This window comes from Alteromonas sp. 4NS20-0143 (assembly GCF_057542855.1).
The window spans coordinates 105,682-123,786 of the sequence record NZ_BAAJLR010000004.1 but is presented as its reverse complement, the minus strand read 5'-3'; the positions used below and the strand labels follow the sequence as shown (position 1 = coordinate 123,786).

16 protein-coding genes are annotated in these 18,105 nt (G+C 45.7%); 7 read left to right on the top strand and 9 right to left on the bottom strand.

The window, feature by feature from the left end:
• Positions 1 to 25 precede the first annotated feature (25 nt).
• The 3 genes from AC27HD_RS10825 to AC27HD_RS10815 form a co-directional block, all read right to left on the bottom strand.
• Positions 26 to 2,407: a TonB-dependent receptor gene (locus tag AC27HD_RS10825; protein ID WP_487105752.1), complete on the bottom strand. Its 2,382-nt coding sequence runs from the start codon at positions 2,405 to 2,407 to the stop codon at positions 26 to 28.
• A 321-nt stretch (positions 2,408 to 2,728) separates the two neighbouring features.
• On the bottom strand, positions 2,729 to 4,453 hold the full coding sequence (locus AC27HD_RS10820; RefSeq protein ID WP_487105750.1) for a solute:sodium symporter family transporter: 1,725 nt from the start codon (positions 4,451 to 4,453) through the stop codon (positions 2,729 to 2,731).
• 17 nt (positions 4,454 to 4,470) lie between these two features.
• A complete protein-coding gene (locus AC27HD_RS10815; RefSeq protein ID WP_487105748.1) occupies positions 4,471 to 6,555 on the bottom strand; it encodes a glycoside hydrolase family 31 protein in 2,085 nt (694 codons plus the stop codon).
• Between the two features lie 242 nt (positions 6,556 to 6,797).
• Here AC27HD_RS10815 and AC27HD_RS10810 point away from each other — a divergent pair, with 242 nt between their 5' ends.
• From AC27HD_RS10810 to AC27HD_RS10785, 6 genes are all read left to right on the top strand, one after another.
• Positions 6,798 to 7,547 (top strand): GntR family transcriptional regulator, encoded by a 750-nt coding sequence (locus AC27HD_RS10810; RefSeq protein ID WP_487105746.1) that lies wholly within the window; start codon positions 6,798 to 6,800, stop codon positions 7,545 to 7,547.
• Positions 7,548 to 7,823: 276 nt separating this feature from the next.
• On the top strand, positions 7,824 to 8,777 hold the full coding sequence (locus tag AC27HD_RS10805; RefSeq protein WP_487105744.1) for an aldo/keto reductase: 954 nt from the start codon (positions 7,824 to 7,826) through the stop codon (positions 8,775 to 8,777).
• A gap of 10 nt (positions 8,778 to 8,787) precedes the next feature.
• Entirely contained in the window at positions 8,788 to 9,795 is a 1,008-nt protein-coding gene (locus AC27HD_RS10800; RefSeq protein ID WP_487105742.1) for a TauD/TfdA family dioxygenase, read from the top strand.
• Between the two features lie 5 nt (positions 9,796 to 9,800).
• Positions 9,801 to 10,805 carry a YeiH family protein gene (locus tag AC27HD_RS10795; RefSeq protein WP_487105740.1) on the top strand — a complete coding sequence of 335 codons (1,005 nt, stop codon included), beginning with the start codon at positions 9,801 to 9,803 and terminating at the stop codon, positions 10,803 to 10,805.
• 146 nt (positions 10,806 to 10,951) lie between these two features.
• On the top strand, positions 10,952 to 12,169 hold the full coding sequence (locus AC27HD_RS10790; RefSeq protein ID WP_487105993.1) for a sulfite oxidase: 1,218 nt from the start codon (positions 10,952 to 10,954) through the stop codon (positions 12,167 to 12,169).
• 107 nt (positions 12,170 to 12,276) lie between these two features.
• Positions 12,277 to 12,582, top strand: a complete 306-nt coding sequence (locus tag AC27HD_RS10785; RefSeq protein WP_487105991.1) for a hypothetical protein — start codon at positions 12,277 to 12,279, stop codon at positions 12,580 to 12,582.
• 40 nt (positions 12,583 to 12,622) lie between these two features.
• On the opposite strand, the gene AC27HD_RS10780 is transcribed toward AC27HD_RS10785, so the two are convergent.
• The 4 genes from AC27HD_RS10780 to AC27HD_RS10765 all read right to left on the bottom strand — a co-directional run bounded on the left by AC27HD_RS10780 (position 12,623) and on the right by AC27HD_RS10765 (position 15,087).
• Positions 12,623 to 12,907, bottom strand: coding sequence for a type II toxin-antitoxin system RelE/ParE family toxin (locus AC27HD_RS10780; protein WP_487105989.1), 285 nt, complete (start codon positions 12,905 to 12,907; stop codon positions 12,623 to 12,625).
• 6 nt (positions 12,908 to 12,913) lie between these two features.
• On the bottom strand, positions 12,914 to 13,162 hold the full coding sequence (locus tag AC27HD_RS10775; protein ID WP_487105738.1) for a type II toxin-antitoxin system Phd/YefM family antitoxin: 249 nt from the start codon (positions 13,160 to 13,162) through the stop codon (positions 12,914 to 12,916).
• A gap of 87 nt (positions 13,163 to 13,249) precedes the next feature.
• The gene (locus AC27HD_RS10770) at positions 13,250 to 13,909 is read right to left on the bottom strand and encodes a response regulator (protein ID WP_487105987.1); all 660 of its coding nucleotides are present in this window, start codon (positions 13,907 to 13,909) and stop codon (positions 13,250 to 13,252) included.
• Positions 13,910 to 13,929: 20 nt separating this feature from the next.
• A complete protein-coding gene (locus tag AC27HD_RS10765; protein ID WP_487105736.1) occupies positions 13,930 to 15,087 on the bottom strand; it encodes a sensor histidine kinase in 1,158 nt (385 codons plus the stop codon).
• Positions 15,088 to 15,223: 136 nt separating this feature from the next.
• Here AC27HD_RS10765 and AC27HD_RS10760 point away from each other — a divergent pair, with 136 nt between their 5' ends.
• Positions 15,224 to 15,949 (top strand): hypothetical protein, encoded by a 726-nt coding sequence (locus tag AC27HD_RS10760; RefSeq protein ID WP_487105734.1) that lies wholly within the window; start codon positions 15,224 to 15,226, stop codon positions 15,947 to 15,949.
• Positions 15,950 to 15,965: 16 nt separating this feature from the next.
• On the opposite strand, the gene AC27HD_RS10755 is transcribed toward AC27HD_RS10760, so the two are convergent.
• The gene (locus AC27HD_RS10755; protein WP_487105732.1) at positions 15,966 to 16,286 is read right to left on the bottom strand and encodes a GGDEF domain-containing protein; all 321 of its coding nucleotides are present in this window, start codon (positions 16,284 to 16,286) and stop codon (positions 15,966 to 15,968) included.
• Positions 16,264 to 18,027 carry a diguanylate cyclase gene (locus AC27HD_RS10750; RefSeq protein ID WP_487105730.1) on the bottom strand — a complete coding sequence of 588 codons (1,764 nt, stop codon included), beginning with the start codon at positions 18,025 to 18,027 and terminating at the stop codon, positions 16,264 to 16,266. The genes AC27HD_RS10755 and AC27HD_RS10750 overlap by 23 nt, the downstream gene beginning before the upstream one ends.
• Positions 18,028 to 18,105: the final 78 nt, after the last annotated feature.

Below are 18,105 nucleotides of genomic sequence, written 5' to 3'. Positions count from 1 at the left end.
GCTGGCTTATGCTTTTTTGCTAATTTTAGTATCTTAGGCGAGCTTGAATACCAAAGTATCTGTCTGCATCGCGAGGAATTTGATATCGGAAGTTGTCACCGCTGTATGTGGTAACAAAGCTCTTATCAGTCAGGTTTTTACCAATTAGCGATATACGAACGTCATCATCGTTAAATGAGAACGCCAGGCTTGCGTTAACAATGCCATAATCAGGCAATAAGGCTTCAGGGTTTGTCTCAGCCGTTGTACCTGGGCCACCTGCGAATATTTCGTCGGTGTAAACGTAAGAACCGTTTAAGTAAACGTTCATATTGTTAAGTTCCCAAACGTATTCACCGCTTAAAGAGTATTTCAAATCTGGTGAGAATGGTAAGTCGGCACCCGATCTGCCATCACAGGTATCTAAGCCTACTGGACATCTAAACTCATCAACAGTCGCATCAACGGTAGCCATTCCACCGAATAAGCTAAATTGGTCGCTTACTTGCCAAATAAAGTCAACTTCTGCACCTTCAGTAATAATAGACCCTGCGTTAGTTAAACGAGTAATGAAAACACCGTCTAACAATTCTGGGTTATTAGCTTGGAAACCGTCAATTTCAGTGCGGAACACTGCCGCATTAAATACGAAGTCGCGGCTGGCGTATTTATAGCCTAGCTCGTAAGCGTCAGAGGTTTCTGGGCCAATGGGAAGCGTATCGTTTGGCGCCATATTGTAGAACACGTTAAATGCTGGACCTTTGTACCCTTGCGAGAAGGTAAAATAAGCCATGCTGTTGTCGTTAATATCGTACTGCACGCCTAGCTTACCAGACAGGTCCGTTTCGTCTGTCTCTCCGTCGAAGTCTGTATCAAAGCCACGAACGCCTACACCCGTTCTTGCATACTCATCGTTACTGCGACGGTTGTGAGAAAAGCTCACTTCATCTTTTGTATAGCGCAAACCAAATAGTAAGCGTAAGTCGTCGTTGAAATGATATTTACCATCTGCAAATACGGCGTAGTTTAGAAACTCAGTTTCCATAAAGGCAGTTGCGCTAACAATATCGTTTGATAAACAGCTTAACGACTCGTCTTCAATAAACTGGTTAACTTGTTCTTCGCTTGGGTTCTCTACACCTAATGTGCCGCTTAAATAAGCACTAATTGCCGCAGGAAATTGACCAGCATTATTTTGGCAGCTCGCGTCTCGCGTAAAGCTACGGTTAGACTTTTGCTGCCACCAGAACACACCACCTTGATATTCAAGTGCGTTGCCTAAAGGCGAAGCAATACGGAATTCTTGCGATACTTGGTTCCAGTCTTGAGGACCGATGTCGTGTAGCTGAAACGGCACGTCAAATACAGGTAACGGTGCGTCTCCGGCAGTAGAGGTAAAGTCACCTTCACGGAATTCCGTGTTCGACCAGTCGCGATACGCAGTAATAGAGGTAAACTGATGATCGCCAATCATGGTGTCGAACTGCATCGAGAACGCAGTATGTTCATCAATGGTACGCGTTTCAAAGTCGTGATCCACTTTGCGTTGGCTTAAGTCCAAATCGCCTACACCGGTGCTATCAGGTGAGGCCTCAGATTGATGTCGACCGCTTGGTGTTAACTCTAAATCGGCACAACAGTCATCGTTTGACTTCATATTCTCAAATATGAAAAGCATTTCGGTATCGTCAGAAATGCGATAATCGAGCATGGCGCGAACGCCTTCTCTGTCGTAACCGTTAACCGTTTCGTTATTGAAAACGTTTTCAATATAACCGTCGAAACCCGATTTCATTACCGTAATGCTGCCGCTAGCGTCTTCGTTTAAGGCGCCGTGCATACTGCCTCTTAAGCGATATTCATTACCTTGAAACAACGTGGCTTCTAACATTCCACCAAACTCATCCTGCGGACGCTTGGTGGTAATGTTAACAACACCGGCCGATGCGTTTTTACCGAACAATGTGCCTTGCGGACCACGTAAAACCTCAATTCGTTGTAGGTCGTAAAGATCCATGAATGCTTGACCAGAACGACCAAGAACAACGCCATCTACGACGGTAGATACGCTTGGTTCGGCCGCAATACTAAAGGAAATAGTACCTACACCACGAACCGTAATTGCCGAGTTGCGGGTTGTGTTACCTTTTCGAAAGCTGACAGAAGGCACCAGCGCTTGAAGGCCTTCAATATTAGTCGCGAAGGCTGCGTTAATTTGATCTTCACGCAATACAGACACTGCAACAGGAATATCACTGATACTCTCCACACGCTTTTGCGACGTTACTACAATTTTCTCGAGTGATCGTTCATCAATAGGCTCTTCGGCCTGTTGATTTTCTTGCGCATAGCCATGTGCACTAACGAGTAATCCAGATGTCATGGCGAGCGTTACCGCCCGACTAACAATAGACCTTCTTGTATTCATGTTGTTCTCCAAGGGACTGTTCTCAAGCCTTTTTCGCAATCAATAATCAAGCTTGTGTAGGCATATTGATGACGCAAAGCATGTAGGTTTTATTTTTATTAGTGAAACGCACCACAATGTAACTTTTGTTTTTTACACCGTTTTGTATAGAAGATATCTTTTATCTAGTATCTTATATAAGAGTACTTAAGTTAAACAATTGTAAATTCATTTGCAAATAGAATGTTAATATTTTGACTATTTTTTGATGGCCATGTTTTTGGTAAATGCGGGGTAGGTAGAAATGAGGGGGATCATCTCTACCTACTCATTAGGCATTGGTTAGGCGTTGGCCGTTAAACGCTTAAGACTTTTTGCGTATCTAACACGCCACCATTTAAGACTTAAGCCAATGGCAATAAAGCAGCTCGCCCAAAGGGTTATTAAAAGAGGTACAAATGATTGACTCAACCCTCCCACAAAGCCGATGGGTGAGAACATAAGGTAAAGCGTTGCAATAAGGCTGATGAGAATGATGGCGCTTGGAATAGCATAGCGCCAAGGCGTCATATTAACTTCAGCCTTTAATGTAAATTGCCATGGCGTGGCCATAGGATACAGACGCCCAATAACCAACATAATGGTAAGTTCTATGACAAACAAAATGCCGTAAATATGAATGAAGTTGATGTCCACTTCCCACACAAATTTCAACAGTCCGTACGCAATAACGTGGAAGATTATGGCAACTTTGGCAGCTAACGCGGGCACGCGTTTGGTGAATAAACCTACCAGCACAATGGTAATAACCGGAATGTTATAAAAGCCGGTAAATATGCGAATAATCTGCCACAAACCATCAGGCGCAAACATAAGAAGCGGTGCGGTAATAAAAGACAGAACTGCAATAACCAAGCTGGTTATCTTTGCTACCCGTATAATTTTTTCATCGCTGACTTTGCCTTTTTTAAAGGGCTTATACACGTCGAGGCAAAACAAGGTAGCCGCACTGTTTAATAGCGAATTAAACGAGCTGAAAACAGCACCTAATAATACTGCTAAGAAAAAGCCAGACAGGTATTGGGGCAATACGTTCTTCACCAAGTGCGGATACGCTAAGTCGATAGTTTGCAAACTTTCATCTTGATACAGATGGTAAGCAATAACGCCAGGCAGCATCATCATAAATGGCACCAGCACTTTGAAGAACCCTGAAAAGAGCACGCCTTTTTGCCCCTCCACCAGATTTTTCGCGCCAAGGGTGCGCTGAATCACGTATTGATTAGTTCCCCAATAAAAGAGGTTGGCCAAAATCATGCCGGTAAAAATGGTGCCAAACGGAACCGGATCCTCAGGCCCGCCTATTGCATTGAGCTTTTCGGTTTCTGTTGTGGCAATGGTGGTTAAACCCTGGCTAAAGCTGCCGTCTCCCAATGCAATAAGACCAAGTATTGGTACTAACAAACCCACAATTAACAAGCCAACGCCATTAATAGTATCTGACACGGCTACTGCTTTTAAGCCACCAAAAATGGCATACAAAGCCCCAACGGTTCCCACTACAACAATGGTTATTACTAGGCTTGCCTCATAATTTAGATTTAGTAAGCCAGGTACGTCAAAAAGTCGAAGCACGGCAATAGAGCCCGAGTACAGTACAGAAGGTATGGTAACGAGGGAGTAGCCCACCATAAACAGCACAACGGTCATGCGGCGCACGCTGTCGTCAAATCGGTCTCGAAGGAATTCGGGTAAGGTAGAAAAAGCGCCGGCCAAATAACGTGGCAGAAACACAAGCGCCATAATAATGGTAGAGATACCCGCGGTAACTTCCCACGCCATGGCACTTAAGTTATACCCAAAGGCAGAGCCATTAAGCCCTATTAACTGCTCGGCGGAAAGGTTAGTTAGGATCATAGAACCGGCAATAAAGGTACCGGTAAGCCCACGCCCAGCAAGGAAGTACCCATCTTGAGTATTCACCTCGCCTTTCGTCTTCATGTAAGAAATAACGGCAACTAAAATCATAAATGCCGCGCATGACAATAGCGTAAGGGTGATGTCCATGTACTACTCCTTCCTCGCTATTGCGCCGGCCATAGGGTGGTGCTCGACATGTCCATATCGGTGTGCTGAACGTTTGGCCCAAGCTCAATTTGACTGCCCTTTTTCACAAAAACAGCCATATCATTAAGCGACAGCGTTTCTTCTTTATAGCTATTACCGTTAATAACTTCTTCGCTAACAGTCTCATCGCTACCTAAGCGCACCCATTCGCCCTTAGGCAGGTAGTATTTTATTTTTCCACCCGGCACCACACATGGCACAACGAGTAGGTCATCGCCACACATAAACTGCTGCTCGAAGCCGTGGGAAAGGGGTTCATCAGGAAACGCCAGTACCATTGCTCGTTGAACGGGCAAGGCAGTTTTCGAGGCCTGCTGCGCTACTTTTTGTAAATAGGGAATAAGTCTGTATCTCAAACTTAGTGCTTCAAACACCGCGCTCGATGCAGCTTCACCATAGGACCAGGGTTCACGAGGCCCTATACCGTGAAGACGCATGTGAGCGCTGAATACCGATGCTTGAGTCCAGCGAACGTAGAGCTCGGCATCGCGGGTATCTTTGTAAAAACCGCCAATATCAGTGGCAAAGAACGGCCCGCCCGATAACCCCCACGACAGACTACCGCGAATGCTTGCTGCAAGCCCTTGCCAATCGGCTTGCGGATCGCCGCCCCATTGTGAAGGATAACGCTGACTACCAGTCCAGGCAGAACGGCTGAATAAAAACGGGCCTGTTTTACAGTACTTTTCGGCGGCCTCGTACACGCAGCGGTTATACAGCATGCTATACACGTTGTGCAGACGATTACCCGAATCGCCGCTGTGCGAAAGCATATTGTCGTCTTCTAGCTGCTCACCAAAGTCGGCTTTTATCATATCTATACCTAAATCGAAGAGAGGCTTGTGAGACTCTCTCCAAAACTCGTAGGCGTCAGGGTGGGTAAAATCGAGAATACCGGAATCTTGCAGTGGCGTAAGTACTTCACCAAATGGGCTTAAATCCCACTCGTAGCGATAGGCCTCGCCCGTACGTTTGTCTTTTATTAGCCAGCCTTTATCGGCAGCCTTTTTAAACAACGGGTTCTTCACAGAAATCATGGGGTATTCCCACACACAAATTTTAAACCCTAGAGCCTTTAACTCATCTATTACAGGTTTCGGATCGGCATAGCGAGATGGGTCCCATTCAAAAGCAAAGCGGGTATCGGTGTCTTGCCATGCCCTACCATCAAGGGTAATTACGTCGCACGGCATTTCTTTTTCTCGTACTTCTTTTGCTACCGCTAGTAGCTCTTCTGCATCTTTGTAATACGCCTTTGAAAGAATGACGCCCAAGCTCCACGTTGGCGGCGTTGGCGCAAAACCGGTTAGCTGGCTATAGGTGTTAATACTTTTTGCTGGTGTGTCTTCGTGATACAGAAATAAATCGAGTAAAGCGTCTTCAACTAAGCACACATAAGCACGTTGAGACCATAGCGCGTAGCCCACGCCGTGGGTTACCGGTGAAGGTGTATGAACAAATAAGTTCCATCCTTCTGGGCTCCAGGCATAAGGTGTGTTTTTGTAAGACTTCTCTGCGTTAACACCAAGGGCATCGTGGTTGTATGAGCGAATAAGCTGACCGCGTTTATCTAGCTTTGCCCATTTTTCGCCTAAACCATATACGGCTTCATCATAGGCAAGCTCTAAACTTACTAACCAACCTGCATCGGTTTTTGCAAAAGGGGGCAGACGATGCTGACGAACAAAGTGGCCGTCGGTGGCGCTTTGCTGTACCAGCTTGTCGTTTTTAAATAATTTAAAATGAAGCGGCGACGTAAATAGCTCTAGGCGATAGCTCCCACCCTTTAGCGTAAATTGGTCATTATCACCAGATAGCGTGAGCGGCTCTTTTTCAGGCGTACTTGTGAGCATTCCGTATGTAGCTTGGCTATCATCGGCGCTTTGAATTCGAAGCCCGAAATTGCTTATCGTTAACCTAAGCTCACCACACTGAGTAGGTACAATAAGAATATCGTTATTCTCTAGGTAAGGTGTTTGGGTAATATCTGCCGGTTCTATTTGGTTCCAATCTGGCTCACTAACACTAAAGGCCTTACTCATTTGCTCATCGCTCTGAATGTCTTATATAAGACACAAGTTAATGAAATGTAACCACGGTGTCAATCAGCAATTAAAACTTTACCAACAAATGCGGCTATTAAAAACTACTGTGAGTAAAGAAAGGATGCCGTTGTTAGCGACCATATCGGTGTTTTTAATATAGTTACAAAATTAGTAAAAAGTACGCTATATATCTTGTGTATGATATAACAAAAGAAAAACAAACTTTAGGTTTTGGTTTTATGTCTTCATCTCAATTTGACCATAAGCTCGGCGGGCCGAGTCTCGCCTTTCAACCTCTGTACCAGCAGGTTGGCGAGTATATTAAGCAGCTCATTGTTGAACGCAGATGGCAGCCTGGAGAAATGCTTCCGAGCGAGTTTAAACTGGCAGATGAATTTAACGTTAGCCAAGGCACTGTTCGCAAAGCCCTTACCTTACTCACAGACACCAAAATTGTTACTCGCCGACAAGGCGTAGGCACCTTTGTTTCAGAGCACACTGCGCAAGACGCCTTGTTTCGTTTCTTTCCTCTTCAAGCCGATGGTAAAGGTGCAGACCTTCCTAAAGCGGAGTTGCTCAGCAAAGAACGTGTTGCGCCAACCAATGTGGTGCAAAAAGCTCTGTCGCTATCTGCTAAAGACAAAGTTATTAAACTTATACGCAGGCGAATTTTAGACAATGAGTTTTGCATGCTAGAAACCGTTTATCTTCCGGCCAAGCTGTTTACCGGTATTAATACCCGCGAAGACATTCCTCACACGCTTTATCACTTCTATCAGACCGACTATAACCAAACCGTGTTTAAAACCCGAGACAGCATTAAAGCGATTTTGGCATCTGAAAGCGATGCAGACGCATTACATGTAGAAAAGGGCACGCCTCTTTTGCTTGTTACCCGAGTTACTGAGTCGATAGATGGAAAACTTATTGAGTACCGCGAAAGTAAATGCCGCACCGATCACTACCACTATCAGGTAGAGTTAGATTAGTATAATCAGCTCTGCCTCTTTGCGTTAAGTATCTGCTTCATTTACTCTTTCTTCCCTTTTCCCTGCTTAGGCATACCTGCCCACCACACACAATTTCTTTTCCCTGAACACTTTTTTACACGCTTTCATATTAAGCACACCACCCGCAAATCATTAACTTTGTTAACAGATTGTTGACTTAACTCGGCCTGTGTAATAACTTATGTCTTATACAAGACTAATGTATTATTAAAATACAGTTAGCTAAAATATGTGAAATATAAGGTGAATAACGTAATGGACAAAATACCCGAGGTAGGATTTGGCTTTTGGAAAGTAGACAAAGCCATTTGTGCAGATACAACCTATGAAGCAATTAAAGCAGGATATCGCCATTTAGACTGCGCTACCGATTACGGTAACGAAAAAGAAGTAGGTGAGGGAATTGCTCGCGCCATTGCTGAAGGTATTTGTTCGCGAGAAGAGTTGTGGATCACGTCAAAACTTTGGAACACCTTTCACGCGCCAGAGCATGTTGAACTAGCGCTTAATAAAACATTAAGCGACTTAAAGCTAGATTATCTCGACTTGTACCTCATTCACTTTCCTATAGCGCAAAAGTTTGTTCCCATTGAAACTCGCTACCCGCCAGAGTGGTTTTACGATCCAGAAGCTGCAGAGCCGACAATGGAACTTGCGCCGGTGCCGCTTTATAAAACATGGGAAGCCATGGAGAAGCTTGTTGATGCCGGTTCGGTAAAACAAATAGGTGTGTGTAACTACAACAGTGGTCTTATTAACGACTTAATGAGCTACGCTCGCATCAAGCCTTCTATGCTGCAAATTGAGTCTCACCCTTACCTTACTCAAGAACGACTAATACGACTGGCCAAAAATTACGGCCTTTCGGTAACGGCATTCTCGCCCCTTGGCGCGCTGTCTTATTTAGAGCTAGAAATGGCTGATAAAACCGAGTCTGTTTTAGAGCAAAGCGTTGTGAAAGCAGCAGCAGAAGCTCATGGTAAAACGCCTGCTCAAATCGTTTTACGATGGGGCATTCAGCGCGGTAACGCCATCATACCTAAAACCTCAAAAGTTGAGCGTATGAAAGAGAATATTGCTGTGTTCGACTTCAGCTTAAGCGATGAAGAAATGCAGGCCATTTCGTCGCTCAACATGAACCGCCGTTTTAACGATCCTGGGCATTTCTGCGAAGCTGCATTTAATCGTTTCCACCCTATTTACGACTAGGAGCTTATTAATGAAAAACGTCAAAGAAACCTCAGAGGTTACGTATGCCAATGTGGCTACTCAGCATCGTTACAACGATGATGTATTTCCGTCTATTGTCGTAAATAATACGAATTGTGAAACCGTTTCAGACACGGTGGCCTTTGTTAAAGCAAACCAATCGGAATTAGAAGCCAAATTAGCAAGCTCAGGGGCCCTGTTGTTTCGCGGGTTCCCACTCGATAGTGCAGAAGTATTTGACGTTTTTTCAGCCGGCTTTGGCTATCCAAACTTCACGTACCAAGAGTCGCTGTCTAATGCGGTAAGAATAAACTTTACAGAGCGCGTGTTTACGGCCAACGAAGCCCCGAAAGACGTAGAAATATTCTTACATCATGAAATGGCGCAAACGCCTATTTCTCCCAGTAAGGTATTTTTCTTTTGTCAGTCGGCCGCTGATGAAGGCGGCGCTACGCCGCTGTGTCGCTCAGACAAACTGTTTGAAGCACTGAAGGCAGAAAACCCACAGTTAGCCGATGACTTCAAACAAAAAGGTTTGAAGTACACTACCACTATGCCCGCCGCAGACGATGCAAACTCAGGCCAAGGTAGAAGCTGGAAAAGCACGTTAAGCGTAGAAACGGTTGAAGAAGCCGAAGCCAAATTAAGCGAGCTAGGATACAGCTGGGAATGGATGGCAGACGGTAGTTTAAAAGCCGTTACGCCCGTACTGCCTGCAGTGGTAGAAATGGCTGATGGCTCTGAAGTATTTTACAACCAGCTTATAGCCGCTTACATGGGCTGGAAAGGCGTAAGAGAAAACCCGTCATCGGCCATCACATTTGGCGACGGCAGTGATATTCCCAAAGAAGGGTTAGAACGCGCCTCTGAACTTGCTGAAGACTTTACCTTCGACCTTGAATGGCAAGATGGTGATGTCGCGGTAGTTGATAATTATCGCACTATGCACGGACGCCGCCCTTATTCTGGAGATAGAAAACGGGTTGTGTTGGTGGCTTTAGTTGCCGCAGACCGATAATTGTTATGAACGACCTAGCAGTAAAATGTAAAAACATTTGGCCGGGCTTAGGTATTGCCACTATTACCGGAATGGCAGCGCTGTTCCTTGGTGAGCACTACAACGCCCCCGTTATGTTATTTGCGTTACTGCTAGGTATGGCCGTGTCGTTTCTATATCAGCAAGACACGCCGTGCTCGTGCGGAATAGACTTTACTGCTAGCACGCTACTGCGCGCCGGTGTTGTTCTGCTAGGCTTACGCGTGGCACTTGGCGATCTTATTGTACTGGGTTGGCAAACCGCCCTTATGCTGGCTGGCGCTATATTCACCACCATTGTTTTAGGTGTTTTTCTTGCAAAAGCCTTTGGTTTACAAAAACGCTTTGGTGCCCTAACTGGAGGCTCGGTAGCCATTTGCGGCGCGTCGGCGGCCCTTGCTATTTCCACTATTCTTCCCAAAGGGGAAAATCACGAGCGAGACACTCTTCTTACCGTCATTGGCGTTACTGCCATGTCTACCATTGCCATGATTGTGTACCCAATAATTGCATCGCAAATGGGTATGAATGATATTAACGCAGGCATATTCTTAGGTGGCACCATTCACGATGTGGCACAGGTAGTAGGCGCAGGGTATTCAGTATCACAAGAGGCGGGTGATATGGCTACCCTTACCAAACTTGTACGCGTAGCCATGTTAATGCCGGTAGTACTTATTATGATGCTGGTAATAAAGCGCTTTTATACTGCAAAGCAGCAAATGAATGAGAGCGACGTACCTAAAGTGCCGCTATTTTTGGTGGGCTTTATTGCCATGATGCTGCTCAATAGCTTTGTGACGTTACCTGAATACATTGTTGAAACAGGCTCGCAGGTATCGCGGTTTTTCCTTGTGGTGTCTATTACCGCTATTGGCATGAAGTCGAACTTAGGTAAACTTGCCGAAGTGGGCGCCCTTCCCATAATGATGATTTTGACTGAAACCTTATGGATAGCGTTACTCATTTTAGGCTACTTGTACTTTCTATAAACCGCCTGTTTAGCTAGCGTAGCGATACAAACCAACGTCTGTAATTTTAAAAGGTAAAAGCAGTGAAAAAACGTGGCCTTCATGAACTTTACGCCAACGATGCTGAAAAAGCAGACCTCACCGTATTTGGCAGAACCAGTAACCCAATGAGCCGTCGAGGCTTCTTATCTGGGTTAAAAACACTGTCGGTACTGCTTGGCGCCGAAGTAGTTTACGGACAGTTCATGCCATCAGGGCTTATTCCTGCTGCCTTTGCACAATCGGACACCCCCTTTGAAATAGCAGGTAAAGACGGGCTAGTGGTGTTAAACGACCGCCCCGTAAATGCAGAAACACCCGCACACCTGCTGGATGACAAGGTAACGCCAGCCAATCGCCTTTTTGTACGCAATAACGGAATTGTGCCAAGCGCCCCCAACCCTGATACATGGACACTCACCATAGAGGGTGAATCGGCCAAGCAGTCTACAACATTCACCTTAAACGAATTAAAACAACGCTTTAAGCATTACACCTACCAGCTTACGTTAGAGTGCGGCGGTAACGGCCGAGCAGAATTTTCTCCTGCGGCTACAGGTAACCAGTGGACCACCGGCGCAGTAGGCTGCCCTAAGTGGACGGGAGTTCGGCTAAAAGACGTATTGCAAGCCGTGGGCGTAAACGATGACGCGGTATACATTGGCTATTATGGCAACGATCAGCATTTAAGCAGAACGCCCGGCAAGGCCGCAATCTCCCGAGGTGTTCCTATTAGTAAAGCCATGGAAGATGAATCGCTTATTGCGTGGGAAATGAACGGCGAACCGCTACCCATTATGAATGGCTTTCCGCTGCGCTTGGTGTTTGGGGGCTGGCCTGCTTCAACATCGGGCAAATGGTTAAGTAAAATTGTTATTCGAAACCAAGTGCACGATGGCGCAAAAATGCTGGGTAAAGCTTACCGCGTTCCGTGTGAACCCGTAGCGCCAGGCACAACCGTGCCCGATGATGAAATGTGTATTATTGAGGCCATGCCGATTAAATCGCTTATCACCTACCCTCAATCTGGCGTAGAGCAAAAGCTTTCAAAAGCGTTAGCAGTGAGGGGGCATGCATGGTGCGGCTCTACCAGCGTAAAAGACATGTTCACCTCTATCGACTTTGGCCAAACTTGGCAAAAAGCCGAGCTATCTCGCCCCACAAACCGACATGCGTGGCAACACTTCTCTACCCGTATTTCGTTCCCTCAAAAAGGTTACTACGAAATATGGGCAAAAGCGGTGGATGAAACAGGTAAAGCCCAGCCCATGGTGTTGCCTGGCTGGAACCCAAAGGGTTATTTAAACAATGCGTGTCATCGCGTTGCGGTAAAAGTGGTAGCGTAGACTATGAAAGATAAACAATTTACACCGCTGCCAATAACAGGAGCTTCACTATGCCGTTAGCATTACGCTCGTTCGTTATTGCGCTTTGCTTAACTGGGCTTAGCGCTATGTTTGCGAGCAGTGCAGAAGCAAGCGAACCCGCAGTAGACCCGCAATCAGGGTTAGTGATAGCTGAAGGCTCGAACCTAGTTTTAGCCCACTGTAGTGCGTGCCATTCAACCTCGCTTATTACGCAAAACGCCATGAGTAAAAAACGCTGGTTAGAAACTATCCGATGGATGCAAGACACACAAAAGCTGTGGCCGTTAGGTGACGCCGAGCCGGTTATTTTAGATTATTTGGCGAAGTGGTATGGCCCTAAAGAATCGGCAAGACGACCGCTGCTTGCACCACATCTTATGCCGGAAAAGTAACTCACCTTGAGAATAAGTCAACGTATCGACAGACCTGCTTTTAATCTAATTGACCTGGAACATCCATGGTCTTATGAAGGACACGAATTATCGAGATTGTATCAATCTCATTGGTATAGATGACCAAGTGACTCCTGTACAAACCGATTCTCACCGACGGTACATAACTTTTTTGTAGACGATATTTTTCGGGAAAATCACATAAGCTTTTTATGAAACTGCCTAGTTCATCTAAGTAAGCGTCTGCACATTCTATTCCCCAGTTTTCTGCGCCATAAAGCCAGATTTCAATCAAATCTGTCCTTGCTGCATTAGCTTGTAGTATTTCAAGCTACTTACCTAACAGCTTCCTGCCACTTTGCTTAATATATTCAATATCCAGCTCTCCCGCCGAACCACTGCTAATACCCTCATCTACAGCAACTTGCATCGCCTTTTTCTTGAGTAAAGCATAATCGTTTGCTGACAATAAAACGCCCTGCTCTTTTCCGTTTCGCGTTATCGAGATAGGGCTAGCCTGGGCTCCAAGTAGTAGCTCACCAAAATTATTCTTCGCTTCTGTCGCCGAAACTGACTTCATAAGAAACCCACCTACTGCTGTTAGTTAATTTAGCTAATTTAGCTGATTTAGCTGATTTAGCTAAATTAAGCGATAGCGCAATTAGCACTAACCTAAAATGCCAAGCTCTACCGCCCGAAGCACGGCACGAGTGCGATCGCGTGCGCCTAGCTTAGCTAAAATAGTCGACACTTGGTTTTTTACTGTGCCTTCCGATTTATGTAGCGCTGCGGCAATTTCTCGATTACTGCAGCCAGAAGCCATTAGGCGCAAAATTTCTTTCTCTTTACTCGATAGCGGCTCAATAGGCTCGGGTTCGTCACAGGGCGTGTTGAGCCCCTGTAAACTGTTAATAAGCGTAGTGGTAATGGCAGGCTGAATCAGTGATTCACCGGCATTAACAGCCTCTATGCCTTCTACGAGGGTTTCTAGCGACACGTCTTTTAACAAATACCCTTTTGCGCCAGCACGCAGTGCGCCCATCAGGTTTTCATGATCATCAAAGGTCGTCAGCATAATAGTGGGAATACGTGGAATAGACGCGTTTGCCTTGTTGAGGGCTTCGAGCAGCTCAATACCTGTCATGCGCGGCATGCGAATATCTAACAGCATAACATCAGCGCCATTCGGGTTATCGCGTAGCCAGTTCATAGCCTCTACGCCATCATTAGCTTGGCCTACCACTTCTACTTTGTCAGAAAGACCCAGTAGGCTGCATAACCCCTGTCGCAATAGTTGCTGGTCGTCTACTACTAATACCTTAATCATTTCGCCTTCGGCGCTAGTAATCATCTCGCCTCCGGCAGTAGTAGCGAAGTATGAAAACCTGCATTGCTGTTACTGAATGTCGCAGTGCCGTTTAACTCGCTCATGCGCTCTTCAATACCTTTTAACCCATTGCCCTTAACAACATTATTCGCGCTAGGGCTGGCGCTTGAACTGCCGCCATTGTCTTTTATGTCTATGTGCAATTGATTAGCGTTGCTATAAATACTGATAACAAGTTCATCGGCCCGGCTATGGCGCATAGTGTTAGTCAGGCTTTCTTGAATACAGCGCAGTAAATTTGTGGCCTGTAGCAGGGTTAAATTACTGATGTCAGTGTGGCAGTCAACCTCTACCTGAATCTTATTTTTCAGTGGTTCGGTGAGGGCCTCAAGGGCTTGCAGTAAATTAAGCTGACCAAATTCACGCATTTCTGATACGGCTTCGCGCACGTCGGCGAGTAGCAGCCTGGCAATGCTTAAGCACTGGTCTATAGCGGGGCGCTGATCTGGCGATGCTGTGCGTGAGGCCACCTGCAAATGCAGCGACAACCCCGTTAAATGATGCCCTACCAAGTCGTGAATATCGCGGGCAATGCGGGTACGCTCTTCTTTGCGACTCGCCTGCTGCATTAAATCTTGTAACGCCCGTAACTCCCTGTTCGCTTCTTCGGCGCGCTGGGTTTGGCGCTCTGCGTTTTTACGGCTTTCCATCATAACCAGTGCGAATAAATTAAACGTCCAGAATAACAGGACGTTTATCCACAAACTGCTATTAGACTGCCAAACCCAACCAAAAACCAACCAGGGCACGGCCGACCAGAGTGGCGACAGCAATAGCGCCCGTTTAAACGGCATAAAGTACGGTAACAGCGCCGACCAAATCACCAGCATAATAGCGTTAAAGGTCATGGGGCTTAGGGAAAAGAGTACCACTACCAGCGCATATTCAATGCCGACCAATACACTACGAAGCGGTTTGTCGTGACCAAAGGGTTCATCTTGGCTTATCAATAAAAACACCAAGCTAAAAACCGCAAAGCACAACATAATAGCCACAAACTGAGTGGTGCTTACGCTCTCTGAGCCCGCGAGTAACCAGGCATTGGTGCTAGCCACAACCAATATGGTGACTAGCGCTCCACTTTGTTCTGGAGCAATACGTAATTGAGATAATGTCATAGCGCTTAGTATTGGGTAATTTCACTGCTATTGGAATAGGCCAAAAGTCACTATTGCGATAGTGACTTTGTGCACTGATGCGCCCTTGCCCATCTCGGTAAACTTATCACCTCAAGTTTACAAAGAAGAGATAACAATGACTATTTCATACCAAATTGTTTTGTACAGCCACATTCTTACCGGCGCCATTGCTTTAATATTGTTTTGGGTTCCTGTTACCGCTAAAAAAGGGGCGTTGAATCATCGTAAATTTGGCGCTCATTATCGCCACGCTATGCAGTGGACTATTTTTAGCGGTGTGGTGCTAGCTGGCGTGTGGCTATTTGCCCCCGTTACGGTTAACCCTAACTTGGCAGACAACCCTGCTGCTGTGGCCAACTTACAGCGCTTCGCCATATTTTTACTGCATTTGGCGGTACAAATGTATGCATCGGTCATGATGGGGCAATGGGCGCTAGACGCCAAGCAAAGCCGCCAGTCGCTTCGCCGTATTAGCCGCATTGCACCAGCGGTACTGTTAACTGCAACTAGCCTGTTTATTGGGGTTATCGGCATTATGCACCAACATATTTTAATGCTCGTTTTTGCACCATTAGGGCTAACATTAAGTATAAGCCAGCTGCGTTTTATTTTCGCCAAACAGGTAGCGCCGAAAGCATGGTTGGTAGAGCATCTTGGTGGCTATATTGGGTCTGGTATTGCGGCTTACACTGCGTTTGCAGCATTTGGTGGGCGCACCTTATTTAGCGATATTGGTGCATGGCAGTATGCGTTTTGGGTTTTGCCAGGGCTAATAGGTGGCATTGCAATAAGTCGCCTTTCGCGTAAGTACAGCGTAAGTGCTTCAACACGCAACGCGTAATCTCTCGCGGTTACGTTTAAGCTTTTGATAGCGAAAGCGCGCCTTGCTTATCAAGTGCTTCGAGTGCGTCAATAGTGTTAGGCAATTTAGCTGAAACAGGCTGATTCCATTCAGTAATACCAACCCAGCGGTTTCGCCCTGCGGCTTTAGCCGCATACAAACAATTATCAGCAATGCCAAACAACGTAGACATTCGGTTATCGCTGGGTAAATCTGCTTGATAAGAAAAACAGGAAAAGCCAACGCTGCAGGTGATTGTTTCGCGGTTATTGTCATCTACGAAGAAAGGCTCACCCCGCATACTATGAATAATGCTATCGGCTAAATCGCTCGCCATCTGACGGTGGCTGAAATGGGCTGCGACAACAAACTCCTCTCCCCCCCCAACGAACCAAATAATCTGACGCTCGCATTACCTGCTGCAAACGCTCGGCGGTTTGTTTTAACACTGAGTCACCTGCAACATGACCATAGGTATCATTAATGCTTTTGAAGTTATCAATATCGATGACAAAAAGACATAAAACGGTTTGTTCACGCGGCTCTCTTTTATCTTTTGAACTAGCGGATTTGTGGGAGGCCTTAAGGATTTCTTTTTCAATTTGATGCTCTAAGAACCGCCTGTTTTTAAGGCCAGTTAAATTATCGGTTAGGCTCAACTCGGCCAATTCTGTGTTTGCTATTTGAAGCTCGACAGTTCGCTTTTTCACTTCGTGTTCTAGCTTCCGCGTATATCGTGATTGGGCGACTCGGGAAAAAACCAAAAACCCAAAGAGTAAAACGGCTACACCGGCGATAACGATAAATAGCTTCTGCTCACGGGCTTTTTCTTCCTGAACGTTTTCTAGTGCTTGCTGTTGCTTTAACAGCGTAATCTCGTTTTCTCGGCGAACAAATTCGGTTTGAGCTTGAATACTCGCAATAGCATCAACACGTTTTTTATCAAGCAGCGAATCGTCTAACGCTTTTTGCTGTTTTAATGAAGTGTATGCGGCGGCCAGCTCGTTAAGCTGTTCATGCACCTGAACTTTTGAGGCAAGTAATTGTGAAATTTTACTGGCCTCTTCAAGTGTGCGAGCGAGAGTCAGCGCTTTCTCAATTGATGTCTCAGCCACACTATAAGCTTTGTTGTACATTTGAATATCAACAAGTAGCAGGTAAATATCCATGAGCAAGCTGTTGTAGTTGTTTGCCTTAGCTCGCTTCATGATAGCCGTTGCCCGCTCTAGCGCCATTTCAATGTTGCCTTCTTTGAAATCTAGCTCCGCCAGCCCCGATAACGCCCAGTCTACATCACGCTTAGCGCCTATCTCTATGAAGAGAGTGTAGGCAACTTGCATATTTTCACGTGCAAGTGAAAAGTTGCCCATTTGCATATTCACAAAGCCGATTTTGTAACGGCTATAGGCAATATTTTTCTTATTGGTAGATGCCTCATCCAGCGCTAGTGCTTGCTCAAAATAATCTAACGCCAAGGTAAGATCGCCCATTACACGGCGAATATCCGCTAAATTGTATAGTGCCGATGCAATACCAGAAGAATCGTTGAGCTGATGGTTAGTTTCTAAAGCAAGCTGGAGATAAGTTGCAGCTTCAGTCAACTGCCCCATTTTTTCCAAGACAATGCCTAGGTCGTTGTGTACCGAGGCGATTTTGCGCGTTTCTTCTAATTGTTGAAACGTGGCGAGTGCCATATAGAGATATTCTAGCGCGGCAGAATACTTTGATTGATACCGAAATATTAAACCCAGCTGCCTGTAAGTGCTTGCCAAAGCAGACTGGTTATCCAAATTTTGATACAGGCTTAAAGCCTGGCTCAACGATTGTTGTGCGCTTGGATAATTGTTTCGCTCCATCGCGTTCCGGCCTATTTGAAATACTGCATCGGCTTGCAGCGATACATTGCCGGAAGACTTAGCTTCGGACAGAAGCTGTTGGGCCATCTCTTCAGCTACATCCAAATTACCTTCATTTCTAGCGGAAACAATATCGTCGATAGTGAGTGCATGACTGGCAGTGGAAATACCTATGGCGAATACGAAAAAGTAGACCCGAATATGTGTGATGAGACTTGCCATAAATACCGCAGAGTAAGCGCCCAAAACTTAAGCATAGGACAGTAAAACCCAATGATAAATATTTTTAAATAAAAAAAG